Here is a 16323-nt window from a genome sequence, read left to right as displayed (position 1 = left end):
CAGCTCGTGGCCGCCGGAATGGATCGAGTCTCACGGGGCACCACATGACCAGCACCGAACATCAGGAATTCGTCGCGTCGGTGCGGGCGCTGCTCGCCAAACATGCAGGCCGCAGCGCGGTTCGCGCTGGTATGGATACCGAGCTCGGTTACGACGAGGCGCTGTGGCGGCTGTTGTGCGAGCAGATCGGTGTTGCGGCGCTGGCGATTCCGGAGGAATATGGCGGTTTCGGGGCGAGCCTCGTCGAATCCCTTGTGGTGGTCGGCGAACTCGGTCGCACCCTGGCCGGTGTTCCGATGATCGGTTCGGCCGTGCTCGGCGCGCAGGCGGTGCTGCTGTCCGGCGATGTCGACGCTTGCGACCGGCTGTTACCCGAGGTTGCCGAGGGCACCCGCACCCTTGCCGTGTGTTGGGCGAGCGAGCGTGGCTGGGACGAGTTCGGTGTCCATGAAGACAATGGAACACTCACCGGCACAGCGTATTACGTGCTCAATGGTCATCATGCCGACACCCTCGTCGCGGTGACCTGCTCCGGTCTGTTCGAGGTGGAGGCACACGCGACGGGTATCACCCGACGTGCGGTCGCGACCATGGATCCGACGCGCAAGCTTGCCGAGATCACCTTCGCGGCGGTCCCCGCCCGCAGGCTCGGCACCGAAGATCCGGCGGCTGCCATCGCACGCCTGCACGAAATCGCCTGGGCCGCGCTGGCTGCCGAGCAGGTCGGCGCTGCTGAACAATGCCTGGAGATGACGGTCGAATACACCAAGTCCCGGGTGCAGTTCGGCCGGGCGATCGGCAGCTTCCAGGCCCTCAAGCACCGCATGGCCGACATGTACGTACTGCTGGAATCCGCCAAGTCCGCGTCCTACGCCGCGACCGCCGCTATCGCCGCCGGCAGCCCGTCGGCCGCCGAGGACATCTGGGCCGCCCGCATGCACTGCTCGGAGGCCCTCAGCACCATCGTCGCCGAGACGGTCCAGTTGCACGGCGGCATTGCCATCACCTGGGAACACGACGCGCACCTGTTCTTCAAGCGCGCCCATGGCGACGCCCAGTTGTTCGGGACACCGCGCAGGCCCCGCACGCAACCTGCGTAGTCACCGAGCCCGTCGTAACCACAGGGGACCCGGCGGAGTCTTCGCCCTCCCCGGGGCGCTGCCGCATCGACATGTATCCGCAGGTAGAAGCATCGTGACGCACCTTCATGAGAAATACATAGTTAGGTTATGTAGTAATATTCGGGTGCAGCAGGCTCACGTGACATCAGCAGCAGACAGCGTAGTCAATCTAGTCGTCACCGCGGGTCGGCTGACCCGGCTGGCCGGGGTGATCGGCGGCGACGACCTGCCGCGGGCCGTGATGCGGGCACTAGCGGTGCTCGATGAACACGGCGCCCTGCGGGTCAGCGAGTTCGCCCGCATTGATCGATGTTCACAGCCGGCGGCAACGGCGCTGATCGGCCGACTCGTCGCGGATGGATTCGCCACCCGGCGCAAGGCCCCGGAGGATTCCCGGGCCGTCGTCGTAGAACTCACTCCGGCCGGACGTGACCGTTTGCACCACGCGCGCCGCGCTTTCGGCACCGCACTCGCGACCCGACTGTCCGAGTTCGACACCGACCGACTCGCTCGAATGGAAAAAGATCTGAACGAACTGCTGGACGCCCTGAAGAAGGCTGCGCCGCAGCACTATTCAACCTAGAGGTGACACCCGAGCATGACCATGGATGTGCCACCCGCGTTCGTATGGGCGGTAGCACGTGGGAGTTCGTGACGGGCTTCTCGCCTTCGCTCGGCGGGTCACCTGGGCGGAGTAAGTTCGGGAGGTATGACCGATGAGAAGCGGGGCCGCGTCAAGATCGAGACGAGCCAGAAGCGGGTGCGGGTCTATCTCGGGGGACAGTTGGTCGCTGATTCGGCGCGGCCGGTCCTGGTCTGGGAGTGGCCGCACTACCCGACCTACTATCTGCCGATCGCGGATCTGCACGCGAAACTCGAGCCGAATGGCACCAGCAAGCACTCCCCCAGCCGCGGTGACGCGACCGGATACGACGTGGTCGTGGACGGCGCGAGGGCCGCGGGCGCGGCCCGGCGCTACCACGATTCACCGTTCGCCGAGCTCAACGACCTGGTCCGGCTGGACTGGAATTCGATGGGCGAATGGTTCGAGGAGGACGAGCCGGTGTACGTCCATCCGCGCGACCCGTACTCCCGGGTCGACATCCTGGCCAGCTCGCGGCACGTGCGCGTCGAGATCGACGGCGTCACCGTCGCCGACTCCCATTCGCCGCGCATCCTCTTCGAAACCGGCCTTCCCGCACGGTATTACCTGCCGCTGACCGACGTGCGCATGGATCTGCTGCACCCCTCGCAGACCCACACCAGCTGCCCTTACAAGGGCACCGCCGAGTACTGGAACGTCCGCATCGGCGACAAGGACTACCCCGACATCGTGTGGGGCTACCGCACGCCACTGCCGGAGAGCCAGAAGATCGCGGGCCTGGCCTGCTTCTACAACGAGAAGGTCGATATCTACCTCGACGGCGAACTCCAGGACCGGCCACACACGCCGTTCAGCTGAGGAAAGTACTTCATAGAAACAGCTTCTGAGCAGGTCTAATCTAAGAGTAGTACAGTTATGGCAACTATACTTCTCTCAGGAGACGCCTTGCGGAAGCCGAAGGACATGTTCGACCGCGACCGTGAGTGGGCCGCACTGACGAGGTTCGTAGCGGATGACGCGCCGAGCGCCACTCTCGGCGTCGTCTCCGGTCGTCGACGGCAGGGAAAGAGCTTCTTGCTCGAAGCGCTGTGCGAGGTTGCGGGAGGGTTCTACTTCTCAGCTCAAGAGGCGACCGACGGAGAATCGCTGATCTCTATCGGGGAAGCGCTCACCCGGCATCTGGATCCGGTTGTTCCATTCACCCCGACGAACTGGGGTCAGATCATTGATGTCCTGCTGCGAATGGGGGCGGAGCGCAACACTCCAGTCGTCATTGATGAGTTCCCCTATCTCGCCCGAGCGAACCCGGCACTCCCTTCCATCATTCAAGGCGCGTATGCCCCCCGACGAGCCGAGCGAACAGGTTCGCGTACCCGATTGCTGCTGTGCGGTTCGGCGTTGTCCTTCATGGGCGGTCTACTGAGCGGCAACGCACCACTGCGTGGCAGAGCATCCCTCGAACTACCAATTCACACCTTGAATTTCCGCTTGGCTGCGGACTTCTGGGGGATCGCCGATCCGAAGTTGGCATTGCTCGTGCACTCCGTTGTCGGCGGGACACCGGCCTACCGAACGGAAATGATCCGATACGACACCCCGACGGGTCCATCCGACTTCGACGACTGGGTAGTACGTGCAATCCTGTCGCCAGGCAGCCCGATGTTCCTCGAAGCGCGTTATCTGCTGGCTGAGGAGCCAGATCTGCGTGACGCGGCCCTTTATCACTCGGTGCTCAATGCGATTGCCAGCGGCAACACCGGTCGCGGCGGCATTGCGGGGCACATCGGACGAAAGGCGAACGAGCTGGCTCACCCGCTGACAGTCCTCGAGGACGCAGGGCTGATCTCCCGCGAAGTGGATGCATTTCGGTCGAATCGCACGGACTTCCGCATCTGCGAACCCTTACTGACCTTCTACCACGCGATCATGCGCCCATTCTGGCCGCAGTTGACTCTCGCGGCCGATACCCGACGCATCTGGCAGCGAGCCACGCATCGGTTCGCCAGCAATGTGGTTGGGCCACATTTCGAGCGTATATGTCGTGAGTGGGCACTGCGTTTCGCGCACGAACCCAGCGCACGTGATCGCCTCGGCGACCTACCGGTTCGCGTCAATTCCGGCACGGTCAACGATCCGGCCAACCGCACAACGCACGAGGTCGATATAGTCGCTGTTGGCTATGCCGACGACAATCGGCCACCACTGCTCGGACTCGGCGAGGCGAAGTGGAACGAAACAATGGGAATGCCGCACCTCGATCGGCTCCGCCACATCCGGACGCTCGCCGAAGGCAGCGGGAAATACGACGTCACACAGACCAGGTTGCTGTGCTTCTCTGGCATCGGATTCACTGATGAACTCCACACGGCGCAGCGGCGGGGTGAGGTCGAACTGATCGGGCTCGACGAACTGTACGGGCGTTGATCCGGCTACCGGGCAGGATCCCGGCTCACACCGCGACGAACGCCATCATGGTCAGGTCGGCACTCGGCAGAACGACATGGTGATCTCAGCCGTCACTCGCGGTACCCGGCCAATCCATCGGCCAACTCCGCGGTGTCATCGTCGCGGTAGGCGGCGAGGGCCTGCTGCAGTGCGAAAGTTCCTTGGATAGCTGCCATTCGGGTCCACAGCTTCGGGTCGGCCGCACCATCCAGCGCGAGTATCCGCCGCAGCAGGCCTGCGCCGTATCCCGCACCGAGGGCAGCCAGGTCTTCGGCCGGATCGCCGAGACACACGTCATCCTGGCTGGCACTATGCGGACGGCGAATTCCGTACCGGCACAACAGCTCGCCATACCGAAATGACCTTCCCCGGCGACACCGCACCCACCACCGTGGCGAAATTCCCGCAGCCCCCGGTACTCACGATTCCCCGGCACTCGAACGTCTCCTATGTCGAGGGCGTACTGGCCACACAGATCCTCGAACTCTGAGTGGATTCGGCACGTGGGGTCCAGATTCGAGAAAAGTCACGGTAACGAGTAACCGCAGGTAAGAGCCCCCCTTATCTGCGGTAGCAACGCTGCTGCACTGGGTGAACGGCACCCCGCTGGGCAGGTGACTCCGCGAATTATCTGCGGTAGAGCACGCCCCGGCCGCCCTGCTCAGTCATAGCGAAACCGCTTAACGTGACTTTTCTCGAAAGTGGACCCCACACCCCGATTCACCGAGGAGATCATCGACTCGCTGCCCGACAGTCCGAGTTCGGATCTGCGCTACGACCTCGTCGTGGACGCCTACGGAGTCGACGGCGCGAAGGTCCCGGCCGTCGTGAGCGGCGTTCATTCCTACCGTGATTCGGCCCTGATGGCGGTAGCAGCCGCGGGTCCGTCTCATCGACGGCACCGCCAAGCCCGGCACGCTGGCACCGGCCGAGGCCTTCGACGCAGCCGACTTCCTCGACGCGCTCGCTCCCTTCGGGATCACCTGGCGCATCGAAGATGCAGTGAGCCTCCTGGACCACAACCAGTCGCTCTGCCAACTGTGAGCTACACCACCATGCGCACGTCGATGAGGCATAGTCGGAGCATGACCGATAACCGACCGCCGCTCGCCGTCGCGCTCGATCTTCAGCCGCACCCAGAGGGCGGCTGGTACCGCGAAACCTGGCGCAGCGCCGTGGAATTCACGCCGGAGGGGTACGACGGTCCCCGCGCGAGCGCGACCGGGATCTACTTCCTTCTACTGCCGGGTGAGAAGTCCGCACCGCATACGGTGCGGTCGGATGAGCTATGGCTCTGGCATCGTGGCGGACCATTGGTGCTCGACATCGGAGGCGAGGAAATCATCCTCGGCCCCGTTGTCGAGCACGGTCAGGTGTTGCAGGCCGTGGTGCCGGGCGGTGTCAGCCAGGCCGCGCGCCCGGCAGGCGAGGACTACGTACTGGTCAGCTGCATCGTCTCACCGGGCTTCGACTTCGCCGATTTCCGGCTGGACTGACTACTCGACGACCTCGAGCACGCCCTCGTCGACGGCCCATTTGATGGTCTTCTCCAGTTGCGCACAGGATTCTGGACGGCCCGGGCCGTGCCCCTCCGCGCTCAGCTTGGCGAAGACCGGGCAGCGGGTAGCCGGAGGCTCGGTCCACTGCACCGAGGTCTGGTGCGAAGAACTCTTGCGCACCAGCACCTCGCTCTGGCAGGCCTGACACCGCAACGGTGTCAGGCCCTCCTCCAGATAGCGCTGCTTGTCGACCACGGTCTGGGCCTGCACCGCGGCCCGCCGGGCCGGCTGGTCGGCGAAGTCGGGTGCTTTCGCCCAGGTTGCCGCCATCAGACGCCCGCTTCCGCTTCCTTGGTTTCGGATCCCTCGGCCTCGGATTCCCGCTTGCGACGCAGGTTCTCCGCGACCTCGGCCTCCCACGCCTCGTTGGCCTTGGAGGTGTCCACCTCGAACTCGAAGCGCTGCGTCATCTTCGGCGTCACCTCGGCTAGGTCCACATAGAACTGGTCGTACCAACGACGCAGCTGATAGACCGGACCGTCTTCCTCGCACAGCAGCGGGTTTTCGACCTTGGACTTGTGCTTCCAGATCTCGACATCCTGCAGGAAGCCGACGCTGATGCCCTCGGTCATCTTCGCGGCCAGCTTGTCGGCCATCTCGCCCTCGACGCCCTGCGGCTTCTGCAGCGTGATGCCCCACTGCAGGACGAACGAGTCCTGCGATACCGGGTAGTGGCAGTTGATCAGGACACTCTTGACCACGTACCCGCTGTAGATGTTGATCAGCGGATTGATCATGTAGGACGGGCCGAAGTACGACGCTTCCGACTTCAGCAGGGTGTCGCCGCCGTACTTGGCGGCCATGCCGATGTCGGGACGACCCTTGGTCTCCAGGAACTGAGTGGCGATATGCCCCTCGAAGACGTTCTTGAAGTATGTCGGGAACGCGAAGTGGATGTAGAAGAAGTGCGCCATGTCGACGACGTTGTCGATGATCTCGCGGCAGTTCGCGCCCTCGATCAACATGGAGTTCCAGGTCCAGTCGGTCCACCCGCTGTCCAGCTCTTCGGTCGGGTTGCCGTCCGCGTCGGTGTAGGGGCCCTCGATATGCGGGATCGTCACCTCCGGTGGCGGCTGGCTGCCCTCGTAGTCGTGCCAGACGAACAGCTGACCGTTGCGCTCCAGCGTGGTCCATTTCCTGGTGCGCGCCAGCGGCGGTACGCGCCGCGCGTAGGGAATCGATGTGCACTTGCCGCTGGCGCCCCAGCGCCAGTCGTGGAACGGGCAGGCGATGTCGTCGCCTTTGATCTCACCCATCGTCAGGTCGCCACCCATATGCCTGCAGTACGCGTCGAGCACCCGCAGTTCGTCATTGCTGTCGGCCCAGATGACGAGCTTGGTGCCGAACACCTCGACGGCGTGCGGCTTGCCGTCACGGAACGACTTCGCCAGGCCGAGGCAATGCCATCCCCGCGCATAGCGGGTGGGGGCGGAGCCCACATCGAGCTCTCTGGGCTTACCCACTCCGCCGTCGACCGTCCCCCTTTCCTTCGCACCGCTCCCCTGTGGGGTAACTGCCATCGCGATTCCTCCTCCTTCTGTACTAGAACACGTTACAAAAATGTCGCGTTCCACGCCAGCGATTCGGCCTACTTCCAGCACATGTCCATACTTTGTCCGAGCTGAACACCCGTTCTCGACATAAATAAGAACCTGTTCTAGTCTCAGAGACAAATGAGTACCGGTTATCAACCCGACCAGGCAGGAGCAGGTCCCCAGATGACGCAAGAAGTGACCGAACGGGTCGAAGCGCTATTGCCGACGCTGCGCGAGCGCGCGCAGGAGGCCGAGGACCTGCGGCGCATCCCCGACGAATCGATGAAGGCCCTGCAGGAGACCGGCTTCTTCCGGCTGCTCCAGCCCAAACAGTGGGGCGGCCACGCGGCAGATCCGGTGATCTTTTACGACACGGTCCGCAAGGTCGCCAGCGCATGCGGTTCCACCGGCTGGGTCGCGGGCATCGTCGGCGTGCACAATTGGCACCTCGCGCTGTTCTCGCAGCAGGCGCAGGAAGACGTGTGGGGCGAGGACACCGACGTTCGCATCTCCTCGTCCTACGCTCCGATGGGCGCGGGCACGGTGGTCGAGGGTGGCTACCTCGTCAAGGGCGCGTGGGCCTGGTCCTCGGGCTCCGACCACGCCACCTGGGCGGTGCTCGGCGGTCCGGTGATCAAGAACGGCAAGCCCGTCGACTTCGGCAGCTTCCTGATCCCGCGCTCCGACTACCACATCGACGACGTGTGGAACGTGGTCGGCCTGCGCGGCACCGGCTCCAATACCGTTGTGGTCGAAGAGGTTTTCGTGCCGTCGCACCGGTTCCTCAGCTTCCGCGCGATGAGCGAGCTGAAGTCGCCCGGCCTGGAGCAGAACACCGATCCCGTCTACAAGATGCCGTGGGGCACCATCCATCCCACCACCATCGCGACGCCGATCGTCGGTATGGCCTACGGCGCCTACGAGGCGCATGTCGAGCACCAGGGCAAGCGCATTCGCGCCGCCTATGCGGGCGAAATGGCTAAGGACGATCCGTTCGCCAAGGTGCGAATTGCCGAGGCGTCCAGCGATATCGACGCCGCCTGGCGGCAGCTGGCCGGCAATGTCGCCGACGAGTACGCACTGTTGCGCGCGGGCGAGGAGATTCCGTTCGACCTGCGGGTGCGGGCACGGCGTGATCAGGTCCGCGCCACCGGCCGGGCGATCGCGTCCATCGACAAGCTGTTCGAGAGCTCCGGCGCCACGGCGCTCGCGAACGGCACGCCGCTGCAGCGGTTCTGGCGGGACGCGCACGCGGGACGGGTGCACGCGGCCAACGATCCCGAGCGCGCCTATGTTATGTACGGCACCCACGAGTTCGGGCTGCCGGTTACCGACGGCATGGTCTAGGAGACTTTGTGACCTCGACAGTAGAGCTCACCTTCGAATCCACCTCCCGATACGCGCAGGTGCGGCCGGATCTGCGGCTGCACTACCACGAGGCCGGTGTCGGCAACGGCCCGACGATCGTGCTGCTGCACGGCGGCGGACCCGGCGCCTCCTCGTGGTCGAACTTCGCCCGCAACATCCCGGTGCTGGCGCAGAATTTTCATGTGCTCGCCGTGGACCAGCCGGGGTTCGGGCGGTCGGATAAGCCGGTCGACCATCCGCAGTACTTCGTGCACAGCTCCGCGGCACTGAAGGACTTGCTGGACCACCTGAAGATCACCGAACGGGTGCACCTGCTCGGCAATTCGCTCGGCGGCGGTGCGGCGGTGCGGTTCGCGCTGGACAACCCGGATCGCGCGGGCAAGCTGGTCCTGATGGGCCCGGGTGGGTTGAGCGTCAACGTGTTCGCGCCCGACCCGACCGAGGGCGTGAAGAAGCTCGCGAAATTCAACGCGGAGCCGACGAGGGCCAACCTGGAAGAATTCCTGCGGATCATGGTCTTCGATCAGTCGCTGATCACCGAGGAACTCATCGACGAGCGCTTCGCCTCGGCTAATACACTCGAGGCGCTGGCCGCCACCCGCGCGATGGGAAAATCGTTCGCGGGCGCGGACTTCGAGAAGGGCATGCTCTGGCGTGAGGCGTACAAGCTGCGCCAGCCGGTGCTGCTGATCTGGGGTCGCGAGGATCGGGTCAATCCGCTGGATGGCGCGATCGTGGCGACGAAGCTGATTCCGCGGGCGCAGCTGCATGTGTTCGGTGGTTGCGGGCACTGGGCGCAGTTGGAGAAGTTCGACGAATTCAACCGGCTGGCAACCGACTTCCTCGCGGGCGTCAAAGAGCCACGATGAGTGACAATCGCGCAGCCACGCACCGTCCCGACCGCATGACACAGGAGAAGTGATGGGTATTCGATCACTCGCGTACCTGCGCATCGAGGCCACCGATTTGGCGGCTTGGCGTGAGTACGGGCTCAAGGTGCTCGGCATGATCGAGGGCAAGGGCAGCGATCCGGACGCGCTGTACCTGCGGATGGACGACTTCCCGGCGCGGCTCGTCATTGTGCCCGGCGAGCAGGACCAGCTACAGGTTTCCGGGTGGGAGACCGCGAATGCCGGTGAGCTGCAGGATATTCGGAATCGGCTCGACGCGGCCGGGGTGGCCTACAAAGAGGGCACCCCGCAGGAGCGGGCCGATCGCCGGGTCGACGAGCTGATCCGCTTCGAGGATCCCTCGGGCAATACGCTCGAGGCATTCCATGGTGCGGCACTGGAACATCGGCGTGTGGTCAGCCCGTACGGGCACCGGTTCGTCACCGGCGAACAGGGACTTGGCCACGTGGTGCTGAGCACCAAGGACGACAAGGCGTCGCTGACGTTCTACCGGGACGTGCTCGGCTACCGGCTGCGTGACTCGATGCGGCTGCCGCCGCAGCTGGTCGGGCGGCCCGCCGACGGCGAACCGGCCTGGCTGCGCTTCTTCGGCTGCAACCCGCGGCATCACTCGCTGGCCTTCCTGCCCATGCCGACCCCGAGCGGCATCGTGCACCTGATGCTCGAGGTGGAGGGCTCCGACAGCGTCGGGCTGTGCCTGGATCGCGCGCTGCGCAAGAAGGTGAAGATGTCGGCGACGCTGGGTCGGCACGTCAACGACAAGATGCTGTCCTTCTACATGAAGACGCCGGGTGGCTTCGATGTCGAATTCGGTTGCGAAGGACTCGAAGTCGACGATCATTCATGGATCGCACGGGAATCCACCGCGGTGAGTCTGTGGGGTCACGACTTCACGGTCGGAATGAAACAGCAATGACGGACGGGGCGAGGGCGACGATGACAACCGACGGACAGCCGGCGATCGACGGACGGCAGTTCCGAAATGTGCTGGGGCAGTTCTGCACCGGCATCACGGTGATCACCACCTTCGATGCCGACAGCACCCCGATCGGGTTCGCCTGCCAATCGTTCGCCGCCCTCTCCCTCGAACCGCCCCTTGTCCTGTTCTGCCCCACCAAGACCTCCCGGTCCTGGGCGGCCATCGAAGCGTCCGGCCGCTTGTGTGTGAACGTCCTCGCCGAGCAACAGCAGCAGCTGTGTGCCCGCTTCGGTTCCCGCGAACCCGACAAGTTCGCCGAAACCCCGTGGCACACCTCAGAACTGGAGCTCCCGCTCCTGGACGACGCCCTAGCCACCATCCAGTGCAAGGTGGACAGCGTCGTGGACGGCGGCGATCACTACATCGTGATCGGCCGAGTGCTGGCTCTGTCGGAGTCGACCACCTCCGGCAGGCCGCTGTTGTTCTACCGTGGCCAATACACCGCCATAGAACCGGACAAGACCACCCCCGCCCCCTGGCGCCACGACCTCGAGCACTTCCTCACCACCACCACACTGGACACCTGGCTCTAACTGGCCGAGTCCGCGAATGGCCCGGCCAACTGGCCCGACCAACAAGGGCCATCGAAAGTTGCCGGGGTGATCCGTGGATCGCACGGCTACTCCTGGTCCGCACGGTCGGCAGGTGGACCTGATCGATCTCGCTGCCCGGCCGCGGCGGTGCGCGTGTGCTGTGGCGTCAGGTCCGTACAGGTCGCGGCATCCGGCAATTCAGCTGCCAGGAACACGGTTTGGGCCATCATCTTGAAGCCGGACATCCGCTCGCGAAAGACCTCGATGGATTCCTCGGGGTGGACCGAGTCGATCACCGCATGCGGGCCGATGGCATTGAACTGGTGGCTCGCGCCGCGGGGAATCTGCATATCGACGAAGGAGCACGGCGGCACGATCAGGTTGTATCTGGTTCTGTGCACACCGGGCGGCATATCCGGCAACTCGTCCTGGAACTGCTCGGGCCGAAACGGCGTCACGCCGGGCACGTCGGTCACGTCGAAAGGCGACAGACTGCCCACCCGGATGTGGGTGTCGGGGCCGGTCATCATGCGGACGAAGCGCAGGCCGGTATGCAGATGCATCCGCGAGCAGATGCCGCGCTCTTCGGCGTTGTAGAAATCCATGATGTAGCGATCGGCGAAGAATCCGTCGAAGGGCGTCTCGATCATGTACACATCGCCCTCCTCGAAGGTCTGCGAGCGGACGATGCCCTCGGCGTCCGGTGTCGTCGCCGCGTGGCTGGCCTTGGCGTTCCTGACAATGTCGGCGAACGCCTGCACGACCACCGCCGCGACCTCGGCCGGGAACCGCGCCACGGGCGTGACAGCGTTGCGGCCCGCGTCCTGGAAGCAGGCCGGATCGTGGACCTCGTTCTCGTCGTCGGCGCGATTCTTGATGCGTGGATCGGACATTCGGTGGTTACTCCTCGATGCTCTGCTCATACGGCCGGTGCGACGGCGGATCACGGCCCCACGTCGAAGGAGCGCAACCACAGCTCCAGCGAAAGCACCAGCCACAATTTGCCGCCCTGCCGCGGCAGCAGCGCGCCGTCGCCGCGCAGCCAGGACCGAATGGTGTCCTCCCGGAACAGCCCGCGCGCCCGTGCAGAACGCCCCAGCAGCAGTTCATGGCCGAGTTCGCGCAGCGGACCGGAAAGCCACTGCTGCACCGGAACCCGCATTCCGCTCTTCGGCCGGTCCACGATGGTCGCGGGCAGCAGATCACGCACGGATTGTTTGAGGATCCACTTTTCGGTGGTGCCTGCCAGTTTGAGCGTCGGCGGTACCCGGAAGGCGTGATCGATCACGGCCCGGTCGAACAGCGGCGCCCGCCCCTCTATCGCACTGGCCGCGGTGAGGCGTTCGACCTTGGTGAGAATGTGGTGCGCCCCCTTGGTGCGCAGGTTGGTGTGCAACAGCTGGTTGAGCAGGCTGTTCATCCGCCCCTGTCGCAGATAAGGCGCGACCAGTTCGGTCAGTGGCGGGGCGTCGGTCAGTGCGGCGAGCGCATCGCGGCTCAGCAGCACCGGCAGATCGTCGTAGCACTTACGGTAGCTGTCCAGATAGGCCAGTGCCCGAGCGTCCGGATCCGGATTATCGCGGGACAATTCGAAAATCAGCATCGGCAGGTTCTTGGGTCCGCCGAAGACCGGGTCGCCACCCTCGCCGTTGAGGGCAACCCGGATGCCGTCCGCAGCAACAGCTTCGGCGAGCATCAGATTGGGGACGGTGAGCGGATCGCCGACCGGGCAGTCCAGCAGCGCCACCGTGTGCGCCAACCGGGACGCCACCGTCTCCCCCTTACGGGTCGGGTTGTCGCGCAGCATGATCGGCGACATGGTGCGCGGCCGGTACCTGACCGCCGACCGGCTGCGGCTGGCCCTGCAGGTGTGCGGCATCCCCGGCGAGCAGATCCATCGGTGGCTCACCGTGTTCTACGCGGTGAGCGGTGAGGACGAGCCCGCCCCGGGGGCAGGTGCACCAGGGGAAAGGCCTGTGAGGTTGAAAAGGCCTACGCTGGGGGGGGCATTCGCCGCTCGGGCTGTATTTTCCCTGGATGCACTTCCAGAGCGACAATTGGGTGAAGCTCTCGCTGCTGTGCTGGGACCGGTTGGTGCGTGTACGTCCCAGCCTCATCGACAACGACAGCGCTATGGTGCGCGAGATCTGCGCCGAATCCGACTTCATCATCGACATCGACCCTGGTCTGCGCGACGTGGAGGAGGCCAGCGCACGATTCATCCTGACAATATGGAACCGGGGGCTCGAAACCCACCGCGATCAGCGCTGGGCCCTCACTCTCGACGAGGGTGAGCACCTCGGCGTAGGTGCCCGCAGGCTCGCGCACGGTCCGGAGCTGCCGCCGGACCTCATATGGATCTACGTCAAGCATGGTTACAAGATGGCGCCGAGAATGGTCAAGGAGCTGACCGGGGTGATCTCGCACAGCTCAGGTCGGATGATAAGTGGGGCGCGGATTGCTGGCTGGGGCTTCATCCGCGGTTGGCGGCGTTGTATCTGACAGTCCTGGGCGACGCGATTGCCCAGAGCAATTGCCTCTCCCTGGTAACCGATGATCCGATCGTCTACGAAGTGGCCGGTTATCCGCTGCCGGCCGAACTCCTCGACGACCACGGCCCACCGCAGGGCAGGGGAGCTCAGAACGCGGCGTTCATGGAGATGGCCGTCGAGGCGGCGATCCGGCCCGAGCGTCTTGCCGAGGTGCCGGTGGGGAAGCTGCTCCGCTTCCGTGAGCGCTACGGCGGCGAACTACTGGCCTTTCACCGACACGTCGAGGGGCTGGGGGATCGTCTACGAGAGGCAGCACTGGCTGAGAACGCGGCCGTCGCCGCCTCGCATCTGCGCAATGTCTATCGCACCGAGACCGAGCCTCAGGTGGAAGAGCTCCGACGCGCGCTGCGGGGCATAGGCGTCGAATCCTCGCGCGTACCACTACGGATGAAGGTCGACCTCGGGATACTGGCAAGTGCCGCCCTGCTCGGCGGCGGCCTCGCAACGGGCCAGCCTGGGCTGGCCGCGGTCGGGGCCGGGGTGGCGGTCAGTGTGGCGGCCTACGTCCGCAGCGACGAGCGGCAGCACCTACAACCAAAAGACCGCACCATGTCCTACCTGCTGAGGCTGGAGAACGAATTGGCGAATCCGACATGGCGGACTGCGCCTCTCTCGTGGCGGCCGCGGTTACACAGCGGGTGGTGATCGGCGGCGAGCCAGTGGTTCCACCGCACAAAGTGCACGGTTGCTTCGGTGTGGTCGCGGCCGACGACCGCCGCCGTCATCTTGTGGCGTTTCGGACTGTTTTCGCGCAAAAAACAACGGAAATGGACGTATCCCCTGTTCAGCGCTCTGGGGCTGGCACAGATAGCAGGGTCGACTCGCCGCTGCGCGAGAGGTGTTGCCGCTGGTCGGTTCTGGTGTCGCCAGGGGATAACAGGCCCCTATCCATGGCGACAGGCAACTTCGTTGGATTTTCCGCCATTGCTCCGGGACCCCGGCCGCAAACACGCCCGTGACGCCGCATTCGCGTGGGCCGCAGGACAAGCGCGGGCGGCCGAGCGGCTGGAAGAACTCGCCGCAGAGTTGGAAACGGCGCTGGGGCGCGGCACGCCGCCAGATGTGCTCGCCGAGTTCATCACCGAGGCGTGCGAACGGTTCGGGCTCAACACCGCCAGCGTGCCAGCGCATATCAGCGCCATCACGGCCGATAGACGTTGAGACAGCGGCTGGTTCGGGAGGAACCGAATCGGGGCGTGCCGCGTCCAATCACTGTGTAACGCCACACAACAGAAGGGCAACACGATGACGCTGAGTGTTAAATGGATGATGACGGTCGCCGCGGCCGGAGTGCTGACCGTGTTCCCGCTGGCGATATCGGCGACGACGGCGGAAGCTTCGACGATCAATTGTGTATATTCCGGGCCGGTCGTAGACCATCCTGGGATGCAGTACATCTGCTATGTCCACCACGACGACGGTTCGATGGAGATCTTCTATGCACCCGGACCCGCAGCCAACCCCTAAGCCCGTTGTCCACGTGATGCGGCGCCCGCAGTTCGTGTCACAGTCCGATGGCACGGTCCGCGCCTACTACCCTGGCGAGGACTGGCACGTCACCGGCACCGATCGCGAGGACGCGATCAAGCGCCTGGTCGCCGAGTCCGATAAGCGGATGCATGATCCCGCCTACGTGGCTCAGCAATGGGAGATGGCCCAGCGCCACCGCGACGGCCTCGAGGTCACCCCGGGGTTCGAGGTGCGTGAGCTCACCCAGGACGAATACCAGACGCGGACAGCAGTGCTGGGCGACCAGCTTAGGGATACGACGACGGATTGACCCACCGCAGCCGCGCCGGGTGCCGCTCCTGCCACACTCGGTGCGGCACCGGCGGATCCTGCCGCAGCGGCACCCCGGTGAGCACCGTATTCGGGCACTCCGAGCTTGTCTCGAAACCAGGGTAGTGAGACGGGTTGCCGGTCGGGGGTCCCCGACCCTTTCCCCAGGTGAGTCTGTCTCAGAAGTCGGAGTACCGGACTTGTAGTAATCGCCGAAAAAACAACGGATATGGCATAGCCGCAGGTGACGAAGTTCTCGTAACCGCTGGTGAAGGACGGTTATCCGGCTTCGCCCGGTGGGCTCAGGTGCGCGGGGCCGGGCTGCTGGTGATGCGGTGGATGGTGGAGCGGCCGACGCTGTATTCCTCGGCGAGGTCGGCGAGGCTCGCGTCGTCGTCGGGGTCGTGGTAGCGGCGGTGGATCGTCTTGCGTGCTGTGAGGGGGAGTTTCGGCTGTTTGCCTTTGAGGCGGCCCTTCGCGCGGGCTTTGGCCATGCCCTCGCGGGTGCGCAGTGGTTCAGGTTCGCCTCGAACTCGGCGACCATGGCGAGGGTTTGCAGGAACAGCTTGCCGAACGGGTCGGCCCAGTCGTAGACCTGGCTGCCGAGCCCGAACAGGACATCGCGCTCACGCAGGTCGGTCAGGATCTCGCCGGCCTCGGCCATGTTGCGGGCGAACCGGTCGAACTTGGTCGTGGTCAGCACCACCTGCCGCCCGGTGACGGCTGCCGCGGCGGAGGTGACCGCTGTGAGCGCGTTGTCCAGCCCGGTGCGGTTGCGGCGGGTGGTGCCGGAGAACCCCTTGTCGATCAAGATCCGTTCGCGTGGCACTGCGAGGGCGATCAGCTGCTCGGTTTGGATCTCGACGTCTTGTTCGTCGGTGGAGCAGCGCACGTATCCGACACGGAAGGGCTCGATCACGGCCCGATCGTTCGTTCC

Annotated in this window: 20 protein-coding genes and 2 pseudogenes; 15 read left to right on the top strand and 7 right to left on the bottom strand. The window is 64.8% G+C overall.

Annotated elements, in window-relative coordinates:
• Positions 1-44 precede the first annotated feature (44 nt).
• From ACV7NQ_RS19425 to ACV7NQ_RS19410, 4 genes are all read left to right on the top strand, one after another.
• Entirely contained in the window at positions 45-1100 is a 1056-nt protein-coding gene (locus tag ACV7NQ_RS19425) for an acyl-CoA dehydrogenase family protein (RefSeq protein ID WP_463360950.1), read from the top strand.
• A gap of 160 nt (positions 1101-1260) precedes the next feature.
• Positions 1261-1704: a MarR family winged helix-turn-helix transcriptional regulator gene (locus tag ACV7NQ_RS19420; RefSeq protein WP_463360949.1), complete on the top strand. Its 444-nt coding sequence runs from the start codon at positions 1261-1263 to the stop codon at positions 1702-1704.
• Positions 1705-1830: 126 nt separating this feature from the next.
• Positions 1831-2583, top strand: coding sequence for a DUF427 domain-containing protein (locus ACV7NQ_RS19415; RefSeq protein WP_463360948.1), 753 nt, complete (start codon positions 1831-1833; stop codon positions 2581-2583).
• 87 nt (positions 2584-2670) lie between these two features.
• Positions 2671-4149, top strand: a complete 1479-nt coding sequence (locus ACV7NQ_RS19410; protein WP_463360947.1) for an AAA family ATPase — start codon at positions 2671-2673, stop codon at positions 4147-4149.
• A 92-nt stretch (positions 4150-4241) separates the two neighbouring features.
• Here the strand turns inward: ACV7NQ_RS19410 and ACV7NQ_RS19405 are convergent.
• Positions 4242-4469: pseudogene (locus ACV7NQ_RS19405) on the bottom strand (phosphotransferase); the annotation flags it as partial.
• Between the two features lie 59 nt (positions 4470-4528).
• Here ACV7NQ_RS19405 and ACV7NQ_RS19400 point away from each other — a divergent pair.
• Together ACV7NQ_RS19400 and ACV7NQ_RS19395 are read left to right on the top strand one after the other, a co-directional pair.
• On the top strand, positions 4529-4660 hold the full coding sequence (locus ACV7NQ_RS19400) for a hypothetical protein (RefSeq protein ID WP_463360946.1): 132 nt from the start codon (positions 4529-4531) through the stop codon (positions 4658-4660).
• A 595-nt stretch (positions 4661-5255) separates the two neighbouring features.
• Positions 5256-5666 carry a cupin domain-containing protein gene (locus ACV7NQ_RS19395; protein WP_463360945.1) on the top strand — a complete coding sequence of 137 codons (411 nt, stop codon included), beginning with the start codon at positions 5256-5258 and terminating at the stop codon, positions 5664-5666.
• Here the strand turns inward: ACV7NQ_RS19395 and ACV7NQ_RS19390 are convergent, their stop codons facing one another.
• The gene (locus tag ACV7NQ_RS19390) at positions 5667-5999 is read right to left on the bottom strand and encodes a hypothetical protein (RefSeq protein ID WP_463360944.1); all 333 of its coding nucleotides are present in this window, start codon (positions 5997-5999) and stop codon (positions 5667-5669) included. It abuts the gene before it with no gap.
• Positions 5999-7249, bottom strand: a complete 1251-nt coding sequence (locus ACV7NQ_RS19385) for a Rieske 2Fe-2S domain-containing protein (RefSeq protein ID WP_463360943.1) — start codon at positions 7247-7249, stop codon at positions 5999-6001. The genes ACV7NQ_RS19390 and ACV7NQ_RS19385 overlap by 1 nt, the downstream gene beginning before the upstream one ends.
• A gap of 198 nt (positions 7250-7447) precedes the next feature.
• Here ACV7NQ_RS19385 and hsaA point away from each other — a divergent pair, with 198 nt between their 5' ends.
• From hsaA to hsaB, 4 genes are read left to right on the top strand one after another with little or no spacing between them, the layout of a single operon-like run.
• Positions 7448-8611, top strand: coding sequence for a 3-hydroxy-9,10-secoandrosta-1,3,5(10)-triene-9,17-dione monooxygenase oxygenase subunit (hsaA, locus tag ACV7NQ_RS19380; protein WP_463360942.1), 1164 nt, complete (start codon positions 7448-7450; stop codon positions 8609-8611).
• An 8-nt stretch (positions 8612-8619) separates the two neighbouring features.
• Positions 8620-9501 (top strand): 4,5:9,10-diseco-3-hydroxy-5,9,17-trioxoandrosta-1(10),2-diene-4-oate hydrolase, encoded by an 882-nt coding sequence (gene hsaD / locus ACV7NQ_RS19375; protein ID WP_463360941.1) that lies wholly within the window; start codon positions 8620-8622, stop codon positions 9499-9501.
• A 52-nt stretch (positions 9502-9553) separates the two neighbouring features.
• The gene (hsaC, locus tag ACV7NQ_RS19370; protein ID WP_463360940.1) at positions 9554-10459 is read left to right on the top strand and encodes an iron-dependent extradiol dioxygenase HsaC; all 906 of its coding nucleotides are present in this window, start codon (positions 9554-9556) and stop codon (positions 10457-10459) included.
• A 20-nt stretch (positions 10460-10479) separates the two neighbouring features.
• Positions 10480-11055, top strand: a complete 576-nt coding sequence (gene hsaB, locus ACV7NQ_RS19365; protein ID WP_463360939.1) for a 3-hydroxy-9,10-secoandrosta-1,3,5(10)-triene-9,17-dione monooxygenase reductase subunit — start codon at positions 10480-10482, stop codon at positions 11053-11055.
• An 86-nt stretch (positions 11056-11141) separates the two neighbouring features.
• Here the strand turns inward: hsaB and ACV7NQ_RS19360 are convergent, their stop codons facing one another.
• Together ACV7NQ_RS19360 and ACV7NQ_RS19355 are read right to left on the bottom strand one after the other, a co-directional pair.
• Positions 11142-11948, bottom strand: a complete 807-nt coding sequence (locus ACV7NQ_RS19360; RefSeq protein WP_463360938.1) for a hypothetical protein — start codon at positions 11946-11948, stop codon at positions 11142-11144.
• A 50-nt stretch (positions 11949-11998) separates the two neighbouring features.
• Positions 11999-12862 carry an asparagine synthase-related protein gene (locus ACV7NQ_RS19355; protein WP_463360937.1) on the bottom strand — a complete coding sequence of 288 codons (864 nt, stop codon included), beginning with the start codon at positions 12860-12862 and terminating at the stop codon, positions 11999-12001.
• 254 nt (positions 12863-13116) lie between these two features.
• Here ACV7NQ_RS19355 and ACV7NQ_RS19350 point away from each other — a divergent pair, with 254 nt between their 5' ends.
• The 5 genes from ACV7NQ_RS19350 (at position 13117) to ACV7NQ_RS19330 (ending at position 15387) form a co-directional block, all read left to right on the top strand.
• Complete coding sequence (locus ACV7NQ_RS19350) at positions 13117-13557, top strand: hypothetical protein (protein WP_463360936.1); 441 nt, start codon at positions 13117-13119, stop codon at positions 13555-13557.
• Complete coding sequence (locus ACV7NQ_RS19345; RefSeq protein WP_463360935.1) at positions 13548-14252, top strand: DUF6236 family protein; 705 nt, start codon at positions 13548-13550, stop codon at positions 14250-14252. The genes ACV7NQ_RS19350 and ACV7NQ_RS19345 overlap by 10 nt, the downstream gene beginning before the upstream one ends.
• A 264-nt stretch (positions 14253-14516) precedes the next feature.
• Complete coding sequence (locus tag ACV7NQ_RS19340) at positions 14517-14768, top strand: hypothetical protein (protein ID WP_463360934.1); 252 nt, start codon at positions 14517-14519, stop codon at positions 14766-14768.
• Between the two features lie 84 nt (positions 14769-14852).
• Entirely contained in the window at positions 14853-15074 is a 222-nt protein-coding gene (locus ACV7NQ_RS19335; RefSeq protein ID WP_463360933.1) for a hypothetical protein, read from the top strand.
• On the top strand, positions 15046-15387 hold the full coding sequence (locus ACV7NQ_RS19330) for a hypothetical protein (protein ID WP_463366113.1): 342 nt from the start codon (positions 15046-15048) through the stop codon (positions 15385-15387). Before ACV7NQ_RS19335 ends, ACV7NQ_RS19330 begins: the two co-directional genes overlap by 29 nt.
• A gap of 301 nt (positions 15388-15688) precedes the next feature.
• Here the strand turns inward: ACV7NQ_RS19330 and ACV7NQ_RS19325 are convergent, their stop codons facing one another.
• Complete coding sequence (locus tag ACV7NQ_RS19325; protein ID WP_463366112.1) at positions 15689-15880, bottom strand: hypothetical protein; 192 nt, start codon at positions 15878-15880, stop codon at positions 15689-15691.
• A gap of 80 nt (positions 15881-15960) precedes the next feature.
• A pseudogene (locus ACV7NQ_RS19320) lies at positions 15961-16278 on the bottom strand (recombinase family protein); the annotation flags it as partial.
• Positions 16279-16323 lie beyond the last annotated feature (45 nt).

It is taken from the genome of Nocardia sp. Tas62D01 (assembly GCF_055232035.1).
This window is presented reverse-complemented; position numbering and strand designations above follow the sequence as displayed.